Below are 18,067 nucleotides of genomic sequence, written 5' to 3' on the forward strand. Positions count from 1 at the left end.
CGGGGCGCGGGGGGGGGCGGCGGGCCCCCCCCGCGGCCCGGCCCCCCCCCCCCCCCCGCCGCGTTGCCGCCGGGACGGGTGGAGACGCCCGTCCCGGCGTCTCCTCGTGCCGGAGGGGCAGATGCATCAGGACCGCATCCCGAACCCTCCCGCCGTCGTTCCCCGGGAGGGCGCCGCGCCGCCCGGCCGCCCACGGCTGGGCGGGCTGGGTCGTCTGCGTTCGCCGCCGTACCGCTGACCGCGCAGATCGTCCGCGCCGGGTGACGTAGGGGACCGGCGGCCCCGGGCACCGTGGGAGCGCCGAGCACCGTTCCTCGTTCCCTTGGGGGAGACATGACCGCTGACCTCGAACAGGGCAGAGACCTCGACCAGATGGGGCCGGTCGACTACCTCGTCGTGGCCTTCCCGGTCGAACGCATGACGGGGGAGGCCTTCCCACTGCTGATCGACCTCGTGGACCGGGGCGTCATCCGCATCCTCGACCTGGAGTTCATCCGCAAGGACGAGGACGGCACCGTCACGACGTTGAGCCAGGTCGACCTGGAGCGCATGAAGGTCGTCGAGGCGGCGCTGTTCGACGGTGCGGACTCCGGCCTCCTCCGCCCGGACGACCTCGCCGAGGCAGCCTCCGCACTGGACCCCGGGACCGCCGCGGGTGTGCTGGTCTACGAGAACGTCTGGGCGGCTCCGTTCGCCGCCGCGCTGCGCCGGTCCGGTGGACAGCTGGTCGCGTCCGGCCACATCCCGCTGCAGGAGCTGGCGGCGACGCTCGACGCGCTCGAGGCCGATGAGCAGTCCACCACCACGGCGCCGGAGCCGGCCCGGCCGGTGGACTGACCGGCCGGACGGCGCCGGTGGACTGACCGTCCGGACGGCGGTGACCCGGCTGCCTCAGAGCAGCCGGGTCGCCCAATCCGGTTCCACCGCCGCCCAGCCCCGCGCCCACCGGCGGTCCCGGTGGGCGTCCAGGGCGGCGCAGAGGAGGGCGTAGAGGGTCCACGTCGCGAGCGGGATCCCGAAGAAGAAGACCGCCCCGATCGACATCGCCGAGCTGTCGATGCGGCTGCGGTCCATGGGTGCGCGGGTGATGTGCCCGTCTCGGTGCACCCACACGGGGACGGTCGTCCCGGCAGTCACGCCCGGGCGGACCAGCACGACTCCCTGGCGCTCCGTCCCGCCCGGGACCGGCCAGACGGCTGGGGCCGGCACGGTCACCGGGTCCTCGCCGCCGTAGCCGGCACCGGCAGCCTGTGGCGCCTCGGGCGCGTCCTCGAGCAGGACGGCGTCCACGTGGGTGCGCTCGGCCGCTTCCTCCGCCGCCAGCGCCTCGAGCTGACCGGTGGTGACCGCCGAGGCGGCCACGGCCAGCGGAGGGGCGACCAGCAGCGCGAGGACGACGACGAGCCGGCCGGCCACCTGGAGCCGGTCCGAGCCCCGCTTCAGCGGCCCCGACCCCAGGGTGAACCACCGCACGGAGCGGCGGAGCGCGGTGTCCGTCGGAGTGCTCATGCCACGGCCCTCGGTTCCTGCCGTCCGCTGTCGGGGAGTGGGCGGGGTGCTCAGACCAGCACGCGCCGCTTGAGCTGCTCGAACTCCTCCTGGCTGATCGCGCCGCGGTCGAGCAGTTCCTTGCCGCGGGCGATCTCCTCGACCCCGCGGTAGCCGGGCGCGGCCACCGCGCGGATGTGGTCGTCGGTCCGCTGCTTCAACGCGGCCGCCTGCTGCACGTCGCGGTCGGTCATCGCGCGCCCCTGGCCGATCAGGTACGTCAGCGAGCCGATGAGGGGGAGGAGTATGACGAACACCGTCCAGGCGGCCTTGCCCCAGCCGGAGACGTCCCGCCGGCGGAACAGGTCGCCGAAGACGGTGATCAGCAGCCAGAAGTAGGCCATCAGGGCGAAGAACAGGACGAACGTCCACAGCAGGTCGGCGAGTGGGTAGCCGTCCGCGGCCACGGTCATGGTCCACCTCCGGGAGAGGGCGCTCCGGCCCAGGATGGGCACCGGCGGGCGCGGCCCCATCGCCCCCGCGGGATGACTCCTCGGCGTCGTCCGGCGGCGGCACCCGGGAGAGCGAGGTCCGTCGGAGCCCCCGGCCGCCTCGTCCCGGCCTCCGGAGGCCGCCTCATCCACGGAGGAGGAGGCAACCGGCACCCCGACCCGCGAGGCTCACGGGATCGGATCGGACCTCCCGCGTCCCGGGGAACCGGCGGCGGCGGTCGTCCGGCTCGGTGAGCGGGTTCCCGCGGCGAACTCCCGTCGCACGGCGCCCGCCTCGAGCAGAAGGAGCAGCGCAGATGGGACGTCAGGTGTACGAGCTCCGAGTACGCGGACCGGTCCCCGCCGAGCTCCTCGAGGAGATCGGCGCGGAGGACCTCGGCGAGGAGCCGCCGCTGACCATCCTGCGGACCGAACCCACGGACCAGCCGGGTCTGCACGGCATGCTGCAGCGCCTGCGCAGCCTGGGCCTGGACCTGATGGAGGTCCGCACGACCGGACCGGAGTCCTACGTCGACGGCTCGACGTGAGCAGTCCGGCGGCGTGCGCCCGCCCCGTCCCCGACCGCCTCGTGTGCGAGGGAGCGTGATGCCCGATGTCTCCCGTCCTGGTGGTGCTCGGCGCCGCCGTCCTGGTGGGGACGACGGTCGTCGTCCTGGCGGTGTGGGGCCGGATCCGCTACGCGCGTGAGCTGCCCTCGTTCCGGTGTCGGGTCGGCCCGCCGGCGTCGTCGCGCCGATCCGAGGCGCGGTGGTGTCTCCGGCGCACGCGGGCGGCGTGGGTCGACGACGTGCTCCTCCTCCGGTCCGGCCTGCTGCGGCTGTGGCTCACGCCGCTCGCGGTCGGGGTCGCCCGGGAGGTGACGGTGGAGGCGCTGGAGCCGGGGGAGGTGCGCGGCCTGGGGCGGCGTCCGGTCGCCCTGCGGTTCACCGGGCACGACGGCTGTGAGGTGGAGGTCGCGGCGGCGCACGAGGACGCCGGCCTCCTGGTCGGGCCCTTCCTCACGGCGGCGATGTCCGGTCTCCCCGACGCGCCCCGCGAGCGCGGCGTCTGAACCGCTGGGGTCATCCGACCGGGGTGATGAACCCCCGGGCCGGCGTTCGCGACGCTCTGCCGCGACCACCCGGACCACGAGGGAGCACCCCATGCCGCTGCTCGACCTGTTCTGGACGATGTTCCTCTTCTTCTGCTGGATCCTGTGGTTCTGGTTGCTGTTCCGGGTCTACTCCGACCTGTTCCGGCGCCAGGACATCGGGGGCTGGGCCAAGACCGGCTGGGTGGTCTTCACGATCCTGCTGCCGTTCCTCGGCGTCTTCGTCTACCTGATCTCGCAGGGCCGGTCGATGGCCGAGCGGGCCGAGCTCGAGGTCGAGCGGCAGCGGGCCGCCACGGAGGCCTACATCCGGTCGGTGGCCGCCGACGCCGGGACCACGCAGACGGCGAAGGCCCGCGGCCTCCTCGACAGCGGTGCGATCACGCGCGACGAGTACGAGCGCCTGGTGCCGAAGGTCCCCAGCTGACCGCTGCGCCTCACGACAGCGGCACCCCGGCCGGCGACGGCCGGGGTGCCGCTGTCGTCGGTCAGGCAGCCGGCACGCGGTGCGGAGCCCGGGGGAGCAGGAACGCGGCCACCCATCCGACGACGGTGAAGCCGCCCACCACCAGGATCGCGGTGAGGAACGGCGGGTTCCCGCCGGCCGCCGCCGCGACGAGCACCGAGCCCGCGATCGCGACACCCAGCGACGAGCCGAGGTTCGACACGCTGCGGGAGACCCCGGAGATGTCCCCCTGGACCTCCTCCGGCCACGCCGACTGCACGACGTTGACCGACGCGGTGAGCATCGCGCCGAGGCCGAACCCCATGAGGAACAGGCCGGGCCAGAAGGTCCAGACGGCGGAGTCCTGCCGGGCCAGGCCGAGGAGGAGCAGCAGTCCGACGACGGTCACGGTGAACCCGGCCCGGATCAGCAACCGCTGCGGGTGCCGGCTGGCCATCCGCTGCGCCATCGCCGACGACAGCAGGATGCCGATGGTGGCCGGCAGCAGCATCAGGCCGGTCTGGATCGCCGAGTAGCCGCGCTCCTGCTGCAGGAACACCGAGATGACGAAGAAGGAGCCCTGCATCACCAGCCACTGGACGGTCTGGGTGAGCAGGCCCAGGTTCGACGTCCGGTTCCCGAACAGGGCGGGCGAGACGAGGGGCGCCCGACCGCCGCGCTCGCGGGCGCGGGCGTACAGGAAGAAGCCGGCCAGCACCACGACGCCCAGGCCGACGACCAGCCACACCCGGGCCGAACCCCAGCCGAGGGTGTTGGTCTGCAGGACGCCGAAGACCAGGAAGAACAGCCCGGCCGCCGACAGGACCGCGCCGACGACGTCGAAGCGCGGCCGCTGCGCCGGGAGCGGCGGGTCGTCGATGCGCCGCGCCAGCAGGGCGATGACGGCCACGACGACCACCTGGAGCAGGAACGAGGCCCGCCAGCTCACGTAGCTGGTGATGAGGCCGCCGATCAGCGGCCCGGCGGCGGCGCCCAGCCCGGCGGCCCCGCTGACCACGCCGAACCACTTGGCCCGGGTCTTCAGGTCGTCGAAGACCACGGTGATGAGGATGTAGATCGGCGGGATGAGCAGCGCCGAGCCGACGCCCTCGAGCAGCGAGTAGCCGATCGTGAGCATCCCCAGCCCCTGCGAGAGAGCGGCCAGCAGGGCACCGGCCCCGTAGACCACCAGGCCGAGGATGAAGCAGTACTTGCGGCCCCAGATGTCGGTGAGCTTGCTGCCCGGGATCATCAGGGCCGCCATCGTCAGCGTGAACAGCGTGATGGTCGTCTGGATCCCGGCGACGTCGGTGTCCAGGTCGTCGGCGATCGTGCTGATCGCGACGTTCATGTTCGACGCGGCGTAGCTGGCGATGAACTGGGCGAGGGCGAGCGGGAGGACGACGGCCCCCGCGGTCGCCGTCGCCGGTCCGGCGCCGGTCCTGGTCATGGCGGGTCCTCCGGGATCGGCGCCGGGCGGCGGTGTCGGGCCGGCGCGGTTACGAGGAGCGCTGCTCCGGGACCTGGTCGGCCAGGGCGGCCGCGCCGAGGACCCCGCGCAGGATCGCGCCGGCCGCCGCGGTCACCCGCGCGCTGCCGACCACGGGGGCGATGGCGACCAGGACGGCCTGGGCCTTCTCCGCCGTGAGGCCCGCCTCGGCCGCGGCGCCGAGGGTGATCGCGTAGGAGATCGGCGCGGCGTCCATGGCGACGAGGGCGGCGAGCCGCACGAGCAGGTAGGTCTCGGCGTCCAGCCCCGACCGCTCGGCCGCGTCGAGGTTCATCGCGAGCAGCGTCTCGAGGACCGGTGCGTCGCCCTGGGCGATGCTCTCGAGCGCGTTGTCGGGGGTGGTCTGGGTCATGGCTCCTCCTGGACGAGGCGGGACGGACGGACGTCCAGCGTCGGGCGCCGGCCGCCGTCCGTCCTCACCCGCTGCGGACGAGCACGCGGCTCAGCGGGGCGGGCGCCCGTCGAGGGCCGCGTCGAGCGTGGTCGCGGCGTCGATGAGCGCGAGGTGGGTGAAGGCCTGCGGGAAGTTGCCGATCTGCTCGCCGGTGAGGGCGATCTCCTCGGAGTACAGGCCCACGTGGTTGCCGTAGGTCAGCATCTTCTCGAAGGCGGTGCGGGCGTCGTCCAGCCGGCCGGCGCGGGTGAGCGCGTCGACGTAGGCGAACGTGCACAGCGAGAAGGTGCCCTCCGACCCGCGCAGCCCGTCGGGGGAGGCCTCGGGGTCGTAGCGGTAGACCAGGCTGTCGGTGACCAGCTCGCGGTCCATCGCCGCCAGCGTGGTGGTCCACATGGGGTCACGCCCGTCGACGAACCCGACCGCGGGCATGCGCAGCAGCGCGGAGTCCAGGACCTCGGTGTCGTAGTGCTGGACGAAGGCCTGCCGCTGGAAGTGGAAGCCGCGCTCGAGGACCTGCTGGTAGATCGCATCGCGCGCGGCGCGCCAGCGCTCCAGCGCCGCGGGCCGGCCGTGCTCGGTGGCCAGCCGGATGCCGCGGTCGAAGGCCACCCAGCACATCACCCGCCCGTAGGTGAACGGCTGCCGGCCGCCGCGGGTCTCCCAGATCCCCTCGTCGGGCTGGTCCCAGTTGTCGACCAGCCAGTCGAGCACGTGGCTGACAGCCGTCCAGCCCGCGTGCGGGAGCGGCAGGCCGGCCCGGATGCCGGCGTAGACGCTGTCGAGCGCCTCCCCGTAGATGTCGAGCTGCAACTGTTCGGCGGCGCCGTTGCCGATGCGCACCGGGGTCGAGCCGCGGTAGCCGCGCCAGTGGTCGAGCACGTCCTCCTTGAGGTCGGAGGAGCCGTCGATGCGGTACATGATGTTCAGCGGGCCGCTGTCGGAGCCGACCCGCTCGCGGATGCGGTCGCCCATCCACCGGCCGAACTGCGCGGCCTCCGCGGTCAGGCCGAGCTTGAGCAGCGCGTGCACCGAGAACGAGGCGTCGCGCACCCAGGTGAAGCGGTAGTCCCAGTTGCGCTCCCCGCCGACCTGCTCGGGCAGGCCCGCGGTGGGCGCGGCCACGAGGCCGCCGGTGGGGGCGTAGGTCATCAGCTTCAGCGTGATCGCCGACCGCTGGACGTCCTCCCGCCATCGACCGGTGTAGGTCGAACGGGACACCCACGAGCGCCAGAAGGAGACCGTCTCCTGGAACAGGGCCCGCACCTCGGCCGGCCGGATCTCACGCGGTGGCTCGCTCCCGCCCCACTCGAGCACCACCCCGCGGGTCTGGCCCGCCTCCAGGGGGAGCGTCGCGTGCCCGTCGCCGTCCCCGGCGCCCTGGATCAGCCGCTCGTCGTCCGGCTCGCGGACGACGTGCAGGGTGAGCCGCTGGCCGTTCGCGGTGAAGACGGCGCCGTTCGCCGTCACGTCGGCCCGGTGCGCCTGCCGCCCGTAGTCGAAGCGGGGGGCGACATCGATGTCGAACGTCACCCGGCCGCGGACGCAGTCGAGGATCCGCACGATCCGGTGGTTGTCCGTGGCCTTGTCGCCGGCGGGCGGCATGAAGTCGACGACCTGCCCGAGGCCCTCATCGGTGAAGAACCGGGTCACCAGGACGGCGGTGTCGGGCAGGTACATCTGCTTGGACGTGTACTCCACACCCGCCGGGCGGATCCGGAAGTGGCCGCCGCGCTCGTCGTCCAGCAGCGCGCCGAAGACGCTGGGGGAGTCGAAGCGGGGCGCGCAGAACCAGTCGATCGACCCGTCGGTGGTGACGAGCGCGGCGGTCTGCAGGTCGCCGATGAGCCCGTGCTCGGCGATGGCGGTCTCGGTCCTGGGCGTCTCGGTCATGCCGGCGACCGTGACGCGGGCGGCTCGCCGGGCGCCTCATCCCCCGGGGGTGATGAGTTCGGCGGTCCACCGGAACCAGGCTGGTCCGCTGACCGCCGGGTTCCGCGCCCGCGGGAGGGGAGGAGCCATGCGCCGCTTCGCCGTCGGGCTGCTGGTTCTCATCAGCGCCGTCGCCCTGGTCCTGGCCAGCACCTCGCTGTGGACCCGCCGCACCGTGATCAATACGACGGTCTTCGTCGCCACCGTCGAGACGATGGTGGACCTGCCGCAGGTGGAGGCCCGCATCACCGACGAGGTGACGTCGACGGTCATGACCAACCCCGATGTGAAGGCCGCCATCGACGAGGGAGTGGCGCTGCTGCCCGACCGGCTCCAGCAGTTCCGCTCCACGGTCGAGGAGGGGATCCGGTCACTGGTGGCCACGGGCGTGCGGCGTCTGCTGACCAGCGACCCGTTCCGGCCGCTGACGCAGGCGGCGCTCACCTCCGCGCACGACCAGCTGGTCGCCGGCGAGTCGGTGCGGTTCACCCTCGGCCAGGCCAAGGAGCGCATCCCCGACTCGGCGAAGACCGGCATCGCCGGGCAGATCCTCGACCTGCTGCCCGACGACGTCGGCGTCACGATCGTGACCCCGGCCGACGCCCCGCAGCTCTACACCGCGGTCGACCTGCTGAAGTCGGTCTGGTGGTGGCTGGGGCTGCTGTCGCTGGGCACGCTCGCCGGCGCGCTGGGCACCTCGCGGCACCGCCGGGGCACGCTGCGCGCCTGGGCGGTGACCACGACGGTGCTGACCCTGCTGGTGCTGCTCGCGCTGCGGATTGGCCGCGGGGCGCTCGTGGCGAGCGTCCGGGTGGAGAACCGCGACGCCGTCGGGGCGATCTACGACGTGCTCGCCGCCAGCCTGCGGTCCTGGACGCTGTGGCTGCTCGGTGCCGCCCTGCTCCTCCTGGTGCTCACGCTCGTCTGGGGCCGGCTCGGGATCGTGGCCGGGGTGCGGCGCGGCGTGGCCTCGGCCCGCGCGACGCTGCGCCGGAGGCGGGAGGAGTCCCGCGCGGCCGCGGCGCTCGCCGCCGAGGGGGCCGAGCCGGCGGCGGACGCCGACGTCCGTGAGCCCTGGACGCGGCGGGTGGCCGCCGGGACGCGCGCGTTCGCCGAGGGGCTGGACCTGCCGCAGCGGACCGCCCGACTGGGCGGGTTCGTCCGCGACTACCTCGTCCCCGCACGCTGGTGCGGCATCATCCTCGGGGCGCTGGTGCTGCTGTTCTGGCCCGCCCCCACGCTGTCGGTGCTGATCTGGATCGCGGCCCTGGTCGCGCTCTACATCGGGGCGCTGGAGCTGCTGCAGAGCCGGGCCCCGGAGCCGGCACCCGCGGAGCCGATCACCTCCGGTGCCGTGCCCGCGACGGGGGCGGTCGGCGTCGCCGCCGACGGCGCCCCGGTGACCCCTGGGGTCGTCCCTGCCCCCCGTGCAGGTCCCCTCCGGGTCGACGGCGCGGCCGAGGCCGCGCCGGGCGGCGCTCCGGTCGCGACCGCGGTGGAACCGGTCCAGGTCGTGCCCGAGCCGGAGCGGTTCGTCCCGGCGGCGCTCACGCCGGAGACGATCTCGACGCTCAACGACCGCCTCGACCTGCTCGTGCGCCTGGGCAGCGCCCGGGACGCCGGCGTCCTCACCGACGAGGAGTTCGGCCGCGAGAAGAACCGGCTGCTCGGCGTGTGACGCGCGGGTCAGCCGGCGTCCGGTGGCGGCGCGCCCGGGTCGATGCTCGCTCGACGGCGGCGGTCGACGGCGGCGAGGAAGAGCTTGAGCACCAGCCCGATCAGCACCAGGTCGCCGACCATCTGCACCGTGGTGAGGACCCGGGCCACCTCGCTGACCGGGGCGATGTCGCCGAAGCCCACGGTGGCGAAGACCGTGACGACGAAGTAGAGGCCGTCGACGCGGCTGATGGGCTCGGTGAAGGCGTCCGGGTCGGTGCCGGAGAGCTGCACGAACGTGGTGGCGAACAGCAGGAGGAACAGCGGGAGTGACAGCGCGATGCCCTCGACCGCCCGCAGCGCGGGGTGCGGCGCCCTCAGGATCGCCCGCACCTGCCAGGTGACCAACAAGCCCATGGCCACCACGCCGGCGCCGAGCGCGGCGACCGTCGCGGCGGTGAACGCGCGGTCGAGGGGCAGCGCGAAGTAGACGACGAGCAGGCCCACACTCGTGAGGACCGTCCGCACCACGGCCACGAGCAGTGGCCGCCGCCCAGGATCGCCGGGCGCCGTCCGCTCCGTGGGCAGGGCAGCCGCGGCGCCCCGTCCGGGGGACCGCTCGGCGCGGGCGGGACCGTCCACCCGGCCGATGCTGGCGCGGCGACGACCGCCGAGGATCACCCGCCCCGGGTGAGCGGGCCCCAGCAGTGGGGTGCTGGTTGGTCGCCACGGACGGGACGCGGCGCCTCCTCGGGTAGCGCTGGTGGGAACCGGGCGAGGTCGACGGCCCGCCCCGGGCCCAGCGCCGGTTCGTGACCACCCGCGACCGCGCCTGCCGGTTCCCCGCCTGCGGGCAACGGGTGGGCTGGGCAGGCCTCGACCACGTCGTCCCGCACGCCTGCGGCGGGGCGACCGACTGCGCCGACCTGTGCCTGTCTGTGCCGCAGTCACCACCGGCTGAAGAGACCCTTGCCCGCGGCTGGCGGTCCGCCATGACCGACGACGGCGTCCTGCACGTGCCTCCGGGGTCACCCGCACGACCCGACCACCCGGCCTTGGACCCCCGGCACCCGAACCACCCGCAGCTGACGAGCCACCGCCGCAGTCTCTCCACCGGACGGTGATCGCCCGCCCTTCCGACCACCGGGCCCCGGACGACCCGGGGTCGGCGCCGGGTGAGCGCACGCCGACCCACGGTCGGACCGCGGTCAGAGGTCGGTGCGAGCCGGGATCCGACCGCGGGCGACGGCGTCGGCCAGCCGGCGGTGGTCGTCCTCGTTGACGTCCGCGTAGGCCTCGGCGAAGTCGGCGATCGCGGTCTCGAAGGCGGCCGAGGAACCGAGGTACCCGGAGATCGCGATGCGGTCACCGGAGCGTGCGTGGGCGCGGGCGAGACACCAGGCGCACTGCTCGCCGTAGACCTCGAGCCCCTGCGGACGCAGGTCGTCGACCTCGATCGACCCCTTCCAGTCCCGCAGCTGCCGGATGTAGAAGTCCCGCTCGACCCCGTCGATCCCGGCCGTCCGCTGCCAGCCGAGGAAGATGTCGCTGGCCTGCTGCATGAGGCGCTGGCCGGCCACGACCCGCTGCCCCTGGTTGGTGTACCGGCTCCGGCCCACGAACTCCGCGTGCACCGAGGGCTCGGCCTCCTTGATCTGCAGCAGCAACGGGTCGTCCTCGTCGCGCCCGACGAGCAGGACCACCCAGCAGCGGGTGCCGACGCTGCCCACGCCGACGACCTTGCGCGCCATGTCGACGTAGCTGTAACGCTCCAGCAGGGTGCGCCGGTCGGACTGCAGCGTGCCGCGGTACTGCCGGATGAGGAGGCGGAACGCCTCGGCCGGGTCGTCGCCCTCCGCTCCGGGGGCGAGGTCGCGCAGCGGCACGAGCAGCGGGGGGTCCGCCTTGATCCGCGGCGCCCCGTCGACCACCTCGGTGAGCTTCCCGAACGCCTGCAGCGTGTCCCGTGTCCGAGCCCGGTCGAGGGCCTGCGCGAGACGGTCGCGCCGTGCCCGGTCCAGCCGGGGGGCGAGCTGCACGGTGAGCAGGTCGGCGTCGATGTGCGAGTACCAGACGTCGATGTCGCGGGCGCGGGCGAACTCGGCCATGGCCGTCCGGTAGCGGGCGCCGGCCGCGAGAGCCACGGCCCGCCGCCGCTTGCGGGGGACGCCGTTCTGCCGGCCCGCGATCTCCAGGCTGGCGACCAGTCGCTTCACGTCGAACTCGAACGGGCCCGGCAGCGTCTCGTCGAAGTCGTTGGCGTCGAACACCAGGCGCCGTTCCGGCGAGCCGAACATCCCGAAGTTCGAGACGTGCGCGTCCCCGCACATCTGCACGGTCAGTCCCGAGCGCGGGGTCCCGGCCAGGTCGGCCGCCATCACCCGCGCGGCACCGCGGTAGAAGGCGAAGGGCGACTGGAGCATGCGTCCGTAGCGGATCGGCAGCAGGTCGGGGACCCGGGTCGCCCCCTGCTCCACGAGCAGGGCCAGCGGGTCGGGCGAGGACGCCGTCCGGGAGAACTCCGCGTGCGCGTCGAGCGCGACGGCGGTGCGCAGGACCTTGCCGGCGGCGCGCCGCTCCTTCGGAGTGGGCCTGGTGGTCGGCGCGGCGTCCCGCACGGGGCGATCGTCGTGGGACGCCGGGGCTGTCGTCAGCACGTCGAGCTCACCTGGTCGAGGAGGGAATCGGCGTCGTGGACGAGGACTCCGATGGCGGAGGCGACGGCGCCGAGGGTCTGGGCCGAGGGGTTGCCCTGCGCCGTGTCTATCGCGGTCTGCACCTGGTCGGCGTCGGCCTGCACGGTGTCGACCTGGCTCGCGTACTCGTCGCCGGCGTCCTCGCGCAGCTTCGCCAGGTCGCTCTTCACCGACGCGAACGCCCCCTTCACGGCGTCGGTGCCCTGCTGGACGGGCTGGACGTCCCCCAGCGCGGTGACCGACGACCGCAGGTCGTCGGCGGCCTGGCACACCGCCGCACCCGACGCCTCCGCCGTGCCCGACGCTCCGGTGCCCGACGTCGCAGCACTCGACGCCGGAGCACTCGACGTCGCGGTGCCGGATGCCGCAGGGCTCGACGACGAGCCCGAGTCCGAGCACGCGGCGACCGCCAGCGCGACGACGACGGCCCCGATCCCGGCTGCGCTTCTCCGCCTCATGACCCGACGGTGCAGGGCCGGGGCGGGCGGCTGCGTCATCCAGGGGGGATGAGGTCACGCACCGGGCCGCAGGCGAACCTCGGGAGCCAGGAACGCCACCCGGGGAGGAACCGTCATGACCGCCAACGTGTCCGGTCCCTACGCGGCCGCGCCGTCGAGGCACAAGGGGCTCCGGGTCGCGGTCGGGCTGCTCGGCGTGGCCGTCGTGGTCATCGGGATCGTGCTGCTGTTCAACCCCGTCGCCGCCGCCCGCAGCCTGGCGCTGCTGATCGGCCTGGCCTTCGTGGTCGGCGGGCTGCTGGAGATCGCCGTCGCGTGGGACGCCGAGCGGCACCGCACGGGGTCGCTCGTGCTGGGGGCGATCCTCGTGCTCGGCGGCATCCTGGCCGCGTTCTGGCCCGGCCTCACCCTCTGGACGCTGGTGCTGATCACCGGGCTGTCCCTGATCGTCCACGGTGCCGGCCGGGTCGGCCTCGCCGTCGTCGCGCGACGGGAGATCCCCGGGTGGGGCTGGCTCGTCGCGCTCGGCGCGGTCAACGTCATCGTGGGCGTCCTGGCCATCGTCTGGCCCCAGGCGACCGTCCTGGTGCTCTGCATCGTCTTCGGCCTGCAGGTCGTCTTCCTGGGCCTGGCCCTGGTGGCCGCCGGGTTCTGGCGCCCCGGCACCGCGCGAGGACTCCCCTCGATGGGTTGAGCACCACCGTCCGCACGAGCGAGCCGGCCCGCCGGCCGGGACCGAGCAGGAGAGAGGAACCGACATGCCAGGACTGCTACGAGGGATGGCCCGCACCGCCGTCGTCGCGGGGACGGCGACCGCCGTGTCCAACCGGGTCTCCCGCCGCCAGGCCAACCGGTGGGCCAACCAGCAGGGCTACTACGCGCAGGAGCCGCAGTACGCCGAGCCCGCACCCGAGGCCCCGCCGCGCACCGACACCAACACGAAGCTGGCCCAGCTGCGCGAGCTGGCCCAGCTCCGGGACTCCGGCGTCCTCGACGACGCCGAGTTCGAGCTCCAGAAGAGCCAGATCCTCAACTCCTGACCCCGGGCCGCCCGGTCCGGTCGCGCACACCCCGAGGAGAAGTCCATGGCCACCATGACCGTCTGGAAGTTCCCGACCGCCCACGGCGCAGACAGGGCCGAGGCGACGCTCAAGGACCTGCAACGCAGGGAGCTCATCCGGATCCACGACGCCGCGATCGTGAGCTACCCGGAGGGTGCGAGGAAGCCCAAGACCCGGCAGCTGACCAACATGGCCGGCGCCGGCGCCCTCGGTGGCGCGTTCTGGGGCATGCTGTTCGGGCTGATCTTCTTCGTCCCGCTGCTGGGGATGGCGATCGGTGCGGGCATGGGCGCACTCACCGGCAGCCTCACCGACGTCGGCATCGACGACAGCTTCATCCGCCGGATGCGGGACGAGATCCAGCCCGGCACGTCGGCGCTGTTCGTCCTCTCCTCGGACGCCGTGGTGGACAAGGTCAGGCAGGCGTTCGAGGGCCAGGAGATGGTCCTGGTCGAGAGCAACCTCAGCTCCGACCAGGAGGAGAAGCTGCGCGAGGTGTTCGCGGAGGAGCAGGTGGCGCCCGAACCGAGGACGCCTGCACCCACGAGCTGAGCGCGACCTCGGGCCGGGGCCCGGCTGCTGCGGCAGCCGGGCCCCTGGTGCGTGCCCGGTCGGCGGGAGCAGGGCGACCAGCAGGAGTCGTCCACCTCGGACGGGGGTCCGGTCCCGTCGTGGCGCGGCGGGGGACAGCCGGTCAGGGACAGCCGGTCAGCCCAGCGCCGGATCAGCCCAGCGCCAGACCCTCGGTCGAGCCGGAGGGCGTGGGGTCGGGGAGCCGGGCCATGCGGAAGGAGTTGGCCAGCCCGGCGAGCCCCGCGAGGATCGGGACGACCAGGGCGACCTGGAGGGACAGGGGCCGGGTCTCGGTGTTGATCCGGATGATCTCGGCCCGGACCGGTGCCGGCTGACCGGCGAGCAGTTCCTCGAGTCCGGCGTTGCTCATCAGCTGCGCGTCCTCGTCCAGCACGCGGGCCACCTGCTCCTGTTCGGCGGGGGAGAGGACGTCGCTGCTCTCTGCGGCGGCGGTGAACGCCGTCGCCAGCGTGGCGAGCATGATCGCCCCCGCGAAGGCCAGCCCGAAGGACAAGCCGAACGACCCGGCTGCCGAGTTCACCCCGGCGGCCTCGCTGACCCGCTCGTCGGAGACCGGACTGAGCGTGTAGTTGTTCAGCTGCGAGACCAGCAGTCCCAACCCGGACCCGGCGATCAGCAGCGGCACCAGGAGGTACCAGCCGGAGTCCGCGCGGGGCACGAGCGGGAGCAGCAGCGTCAGCCCTGCGGTGAGGAGTCCGAACCCCCAGCGGACGACGGTGGACGGGCGCCGCCGTCCGGCGCGCTTGCCGGCGAGCAGGGCGACCCCGAACATGCTCAGCGACAGCGGGGCGATGGACAGGCCCGCTTGCAGCGCGTCGTACTCCAGCACCATCTGCAGGTAGATCGGCAGCACGATCATCGTGCCGCCCAGGGCGATCTGCTGGAGCAGTTGCTCGGACACGCCCAGCCGGAAGTACCGGGACGAGAACAGGTCCGGGTCGAGCAGGGTCGGCCGGCCGAGGCGCTTGCGGCGGCGCAGCCACCACACCAGCGCGCCCATCGCGGCGAGCCCGACCACCATGAGCGCGCCGACGGACTCGCCGCCCTCCTGCCACACCAGGATGCTCAGCACGATGCCGCCCATCCCGACGACGGACAGGGCCGAGCCGACGACGTCGACGCGCCGCGGACCGGTGTAGGGCACGTCGTGGACGAGCCGGAGCCCGCACAGCACGGCCGCGATGATCACGGCCTCGAGCGCGAACCCGACCCGCCACGACAGGTAGGTGGTGATCACCCCGCCCAGGAGCGGACCCACCGCGGCAGCGATGGCCGCCGCGGCGCCGACCACGGCGTAGACCTTGGTCCGGGCGGCGCCGTCGAAGTTGCCGTGGACGAGGGACTGCATGGCGGGCAGAAGCAGCGAGGCGCCGAGTCCACCGACCAGTGCCCAGAACACGATGATCGCGGCCAGGCTCTGGGCGAGTGTCATGGCCACGGCGCCGACGGCGTAGCCCAGCAGGCCGAGCACGTAGGCCCGCTTGCGCCCGAACAGGTCGCCGACCTTGCCGCCGATCAGGATGAACGCGGCGGACACCAACGCCTCCAGCGCGATCGCCGACTGCACACCGGAGACGGTCGTGCCCAGGTCCCGGACGACCGCCGAGATCGAGACGTTCATCAGCGAGGTGTCGACGACGAGCACGAACATCGCCATCGCCAGGAGGACGGCGAGCAGGCGACCGCCCGTGCCGGATGAGGGAGGAGCAGCGTCCGGCTTCTCGACGGCCATTCTGAGGATGGTGGGCGCACCGGGATCGGTACGGCTCATCCCGACGTGGTGAGCGGCCGCGGGCGTCATCCTCCGCGAGTGAGGCCCGCGACGGGCCGGGCTGGTTGGTTGGTACCGCGTGGAACGCCCGGCTCCACGGGTGAGCGAGGTGGCGATGTGCAGGTGGATGGCCTACTTCGGCGACCCGGTCTCCGCCGGGGAACTGCTGTTCCGACCGGCTCACTCGATCATCGACCAGAGCCTGCACGCCCGGCTCGGCGGCTTCGCCACCAACGGTGACGGCTTCGGCATCGGCTGGTACAGCGACGGGGGAGCGCCCGCTCTCTACAAGAGCACGCAGCCGGCCTGGAGCGACGAGAACCTGCGGGAGCTCGGGGGGCAGATCCGCACGCCCCTGCTCTTCGCGCACGTCCGCGCCTCCAGCGGGACCCCGGTGCAGCGCAGCAACTGCCACCCGTTCCGGTACGGCCGCTGGCTGTGGATGCACAACGGGTCGTTGGCGCAGTTCGCCGAGGTGAAGCGCGACCTCGTGCTGGCCGTCGACCCCTCGCTGTACCCGGCCATCGAGGGGTCGACCGACACCGAGACGCTGTTCTTCCTCGCTCTCACCTTCGGGCTGGCCGACGACCCTCCGGGAGCAGTGGCCCGTGCGGTCGGCCTGGTCGAGGACGTCGGCCGGCGCCATGGCGTGCAGCACCCCGTCCACATGACGGTCGCCACCAGCGACGGCGAGTCCGTCTGGGCCTTCCGCTACTCCTCGGAGAAGGACACCAGCTCGCTGTACTACTCCAGCGACGTGTCCCAGGTGCGGCAGCTGTACCCCGACCTGGAGGCGCTGGACCAGCTCGGCCCGGACACCCGGTTCATCGTCTCCGAGCCGCTCCGTGACCTGCCGGGAGCGTGGCACGAGGTCCCGGAGGCGTCGTGGGCGCTGGTGCGCGCCGGTCACCAGGAGATCGCGCCCTTCACCCCCCTCGCCGCCACCTGAGGCGTCGAGCGGCGGTACCGCGGAACGGTCGCGGACGTCTCCTCTCGTCGGGATGAGGCCGGGTTCGGCACCGCGCCGCGTGTCAGGGAGCGGTGGGCAGCCGGTTCCGCCCGCGCTTCCAGACCCCGTCCACCGCGAGGCACAGCAGCAGGATCACCAGCAGCGTGACGGCGGTGGCCGGCTCCTCCACCAGCGTGGTGAGCGTGAACGTCACCAGGACGCCCACCGTGGTGACGATCGCCAGCCACAGCACCCAGCCACGGGCGCCGGTCTCCCCACGGATGCGCAGGTGGCCGACCGTCACGAGCGCGAACACCACGAGGGCGACCGCGCTGCCGATCGACGCGATCGCGCTCAGGTCGAAGAAGACCGCCAGCCCGGCTGCCAGCACGACGGTGAGCAGCAGGCCGGCGGGCGCACGATCGGCGAACCGGCGGCCGAGCGCCGGCGGGAACTGGCCGTTCCGGGCCATCTCCTCGCAGAGGCCCGCAGCCGGGAAGAGGCCCGAGTTGGTCGCGCCCGCCGTGGCGAACAGAGCGGTCACGCTCATCATCCAGTAGCCGAGCTGCCCGAGGACGGGCTGCGCCGCGACCGCCAGCGCGGTGCCGCCGGACGCGACCACCTGGTCGACCGTCAGGGTGCCGAACACACCCAGGGCCACGGCGACGTAGACGGCGGTCGCGATGCCCAGGGCGAGGTACACCGCGCGTGGGAGTTGCCGTGCGGGATCGGTGAGGTCCTTGGCGGTGAAGGTGATGACGCCGAAGCCGAGGAAGGCGAAGAAGGTGAGCGCGACGCTGGAGACGATCGCGCGCAGCGAGGGATACCCGGCGAACGCGAGCAGGCTCGGGTCCATGTTCCAGATCGTGGCGACGGCGAACACGGTGAGGATGCCGGTCACCACCACCACGACGACCGTCTGTGCCCGGGCAACCGCGCGGGAGCCCAGGATGTTCAGCACCGCCATCACCAGGATGACGAGGACGGCGAGGGCCTTGATCGACGGCATGCCGCCGTCGAAGGCCGCGGCGGCGTAGCTGCCGAAGGAGACCGCCACCATCGCGGTGATGATCGCGTTCGTGGCGAACAGCAGCCACGCGATGATCCCGGTGACGTGTCCGTCGCCGTACCCGCGGCGGACGTACTCCAGGAAGCCGCCCGCCGAGGGGTACCGCGCGCCGAGGCGGGCGAAGGAGTAGCCCTGCAGGAGGGCGACAGCCCCGGCGCAGAGGAACGACAGCCACACGGCCGCCCCGGCGACCTCCCCCGCGGTGCCGAGGAGTGCGAAGATCCCCGCACCCACCATGGAGCCCACCCCGATGAAGGCCGCCTGCCGCACCGACAGCTTCGTGGACCCCTTCTGCTGGACCGCCATGGCCCCTCCCACGAGTGCCGCGCCCTCGCCGGGGCGCCACCGGCCGCTGCGTCGGCGATCGCAGTGACGGTGCAGCCGTTCCTCCACCGGAGCGGTGGTCGTCCAGCGTGTTCGGCGACACCCGGGGGCCCCTCAT

Annotated in this window: 19 protein-coding genes; 9 read left to right on the plus strand and 10 right to left on the minus strand. The window is 73.4% G+C overall.

The genetic code is table 11. The features are described 5' to 3' along the window. Positions 1–333 precede the first annotated feature (333 nt). Positions 334–837, plus strand: a complete 504-nt coding sequence (locus ACI782_RS20955; RefSeq protein ID WP_456912026.1) for a DUF6325 family protein — start codon at positions 334–336, stop codon at positions 835–837. A 54-nt stretch (positions 838–891) separates the two neighbouring features. Here ACI782_RS20955 and ACI782_RS20960 read toward each other — a convergent pair whose 3' ends face one another. Both ACI782_RS20960 and ACI782_RS20965 read right to left on the minus strand, forming a co-directional pair. Further along, positions 892–1,509 (minus strand): Rv1733c family protein, encoded by a 618-nt coding sequence (locus ACI782_RS20960; RefSeq protein ID WP_456912027.1) that lies wholly within the window; start codon positions 1,507–1,509, stop codon positions 892–894. 50 nt (positions 1,510–1,559) lie between these two features. Next, entirely contained in the window at positions 1,560–1,961 is a 402-nt protein-coding gene (locus ACI782_RS20965; RefSeq protein ID WP_456912028.1) for an SHOCT domain-containing protein, read from the minus strand. 335 nt (positions 1,962–2,296) lie between these two features. On the opposite strand from ACI782_RS20965, the gene ACI782_RS20970 reads away from it, so the two are divergent. The 3 genes from ACI782_RS20970 to ACI782_RS20980 all read left to right on the plus strand — a co-directional run bounded on the left by ACI782_RS20970 (position 2,297) and on the right by ACI782_RS20980 (position 3,517). Continuing rightward, positions 2,297–2,527: a hypothetical protein gene (locus ACI782_RS20970; protein ID WP_456912029.1), complete on the plus strand. Its 231-nt coding sequence runs from the start codon at positions 2,297–2,299 to the stop codon at positions 2,525–2,527. 65 nt (positions 2,528–2,592) lie between these two features. Then, a complete protein-coding gene (locus ACI782_RS20975) occupies positions 2,593–3,051 on the plus strand; it encodes a hypothetical protein (protein WP_456912030.1) in 459 nt (152 codons plus the stop codon). Between the two features lie 91 nt (positions 3,052–3,142). Continuing rightward, a complete protein-coding gene (locus ACI782_RS20980) occupies positions 3,143–3,517 on the plus strand; it encodes a PLD nuclease N-terminal domain-containing protein (protein WP_456912031.1) in 375 nt (124 codons plus the stop codon). A 61-nt stretch (positions 3,518–3,578) separates the two neighbouring features. On the opposite strand, the gene ACI782_RS20985 is transcribed toward ACI782_RS20980, so the two are convergent. The 3 genes from ACI782_RS20985 to ACI782_RS20995 all read right to left on the minus strand — a co-directional run bounded on the left by ACI782_RS20985 (position 3,579) and on the right by ACI782_RS20995 (position 7,332). Continuing rightward, entirely contained in the window at positions 3,579–4,985 is a 1,407-nt protein-coding gene (locus ACI782_RS20985) for an MFS transporter (protein WP_456912032.1), read from the minus strand. A 49-nt stretch (positions 4,986–5,034) separates the two neighbouring features. Further along, on the minus strand, positions 5,035–5,397 hold the full coding sequence (locus tag ACI782_RS20990; protein WP_456912033.1) for a carboxymuconolactone decarboxylase family protein: 363 nt from the start codon (positions 5,395–5,397) through the stop codon (positions 5,035–5,037). A 90-nt stretch (positions 5,398–5,487) separates the two neighbouring features. Then, positions 5,488–7,332: a glycoside hydrolase family 15 protein gene (locus ACI782_RS20995; RefSeq protein WP_456912034.1), complete on the minus strand. Its 1,845-nt coding sequence runs from the start codon at positions 7,330–7,332 to the stop codon at positions 5,488–5,490. A gap of 127 nt (positions 7,333–7,459) precedes the next feature. Between ACI782_RS20995 and ACI782_RS21000 the strand changes: the two genes are divergently transcribed. After that, positions 7,460–9,049, plus strand: coding sequence for a hypothetical protein (locus ACI782_RS21000; protein WP_456912035.1), 1,590 nt, complete (start codon positions 7,460–7,462; stop codon positions 9,047–9,049). A gap of 8 nt (positions 9,050–9,057) precedes the next feature. On the opposite strand, the gene ACI782_RS21005 is transcribed toward ACI782_RS21000, so the two are convergent. The 3 genes from ACI782_RS21005 to ACI782_RS21015 all read right to left on the minus strand — a co-directional run bounded on the left by ACI782_RS21005 (position 9,058) and on the right by ACI782_RS21015 (position 12,181). Further along, positions 9,058–9,669 (minus strand): potassium channel family protein, encoded by a 612-nt coding sequence (locus ACI782_RS21005; protein ID WP_456912036.1) that lies wholly within the window; start codon positions 9,667–9,669, stop codon positions 9,058–9,060. A gap of 566 nt (positions 9,670–10,235) precedes the next feature. Next, positions 10,236–11,645, minus strand: a complete 1,410-nt coding sequence (locus ACI782_RS21010) for a DUF2252 domain-containing protein (protein WP_456912037.1) — start codon at positions 11,643–11,645, stop codon at positions 10,236–10,238. 32 nt (positions 11,646–11,677) lie between these two features. Beyond that, positions 11,678–12,181 carry a hypothetical protein gene (locus ACI782_RS21015; protein WP_456912038.1) on the minus strand — a complete coding sequence of 168 codons (504 nt, stop codon included), beginning with the start codon at positions 12,179–12,181 and terminating at the stop codon, positions 11,678–11,680. Between the two features lie 115 nt (positions 12,182–12,296). Here ACI782_RS21015 and ACI782_RS21020 point away from each other — a divergent pair, with 115 nt between their 5' ends. The 3 genes from ACI782_RS21020 (at position 12,297) to ACI782_RS21030 (ending at position 13,794) form a co-directional block, all read left to right on the plus strand. Next, positions 12,297–12,875 carry an HdeD family acid-resistance protein gene (locus ACI782_RS21020; RefSeq protein ID WP_456912039.1) on the plus strand — a complete coding sequence of 193 codons (579 nt, stop codon included), beginning with the start codon at positions 12,297–12,299 and terminating at the stop codon, positions 12,873–12,875. A gap of 85 nt (positions 12,876–12,960) precedes the next feature. After that, positions 12,961–13,221 (plus strand): SHOCT domain-containing protein, encoded by a 261-nt coding sequence (locus tag ACI782_RS21025; protein ID WP_456912040.1) that lies wholly within the window; start codon positions 12,961–12,963, stop codon positions 13,219–13,221. A gap of 45 nt (positions 13,222–13,266) precedes the next feature. Beyond that, a complete protein-coding gene (locus tag ACI782_RS21030) occupies positions 13,267–13,794 on the plus strand; it encodes a DUF1269 domain-containing protein (protein ID WP_456912041.1) in 528 nt (175 codons plus the stop codon). A gap of 172 nt (positions 13,795–13,966) precedes the next feature. Here the strand turns inward: ACI782_RS21030 and ACI782_RS21035 are convergent, their stop codons facing one another. Next, complete coding sequence (locus ACI782_RS21035) at positions 13,967–15,607, minus strand: MFS transporter (protein WP_456912042.1); 1,641 nt, start codon at positions 15,605–15,607, stop codon at positions 13,967–13,969. Between the two features lie 100 nt (positions 15,608–15,707). Between ACI782_RS21035 and ACI782_RS21040 the strand changes: the two genes are divergently transcribed. After that, positions 15,708–16,556 carry a class II glutamine amidotransferase gene (locus tag ACI782_RS21040; protein ID WP_456912043.1) on the plus strand — a complete coding sequence of 283 codons (849 nt, stop codon included), beginning with the start codon at positions 15,708–15,710 and terminating at the stop codon, positions 16,554–16,556. 82 nt (positions 16,557–16,638) lie between these two features. On the opposite strand, the gene ACI782_RS21045 is transcribed toward ACI782_RS21040, so the two are convergent. Beyond that, positions 16,639–17,931, minus strand: coding sequence for an APC family permease (locus ACI782_RS21045; RefSeq protein ID WP_456912044.1), 1,293 nt, complete (start codon positions 17,929–17,931; stop codon positions 16,639–16,641). Positions 17,932–18,067 lie beyond the last annotated feature (136 nt).

Source organism: Geodermatophilus sp. SYSU D00703, from assembly GCF_054050155.1.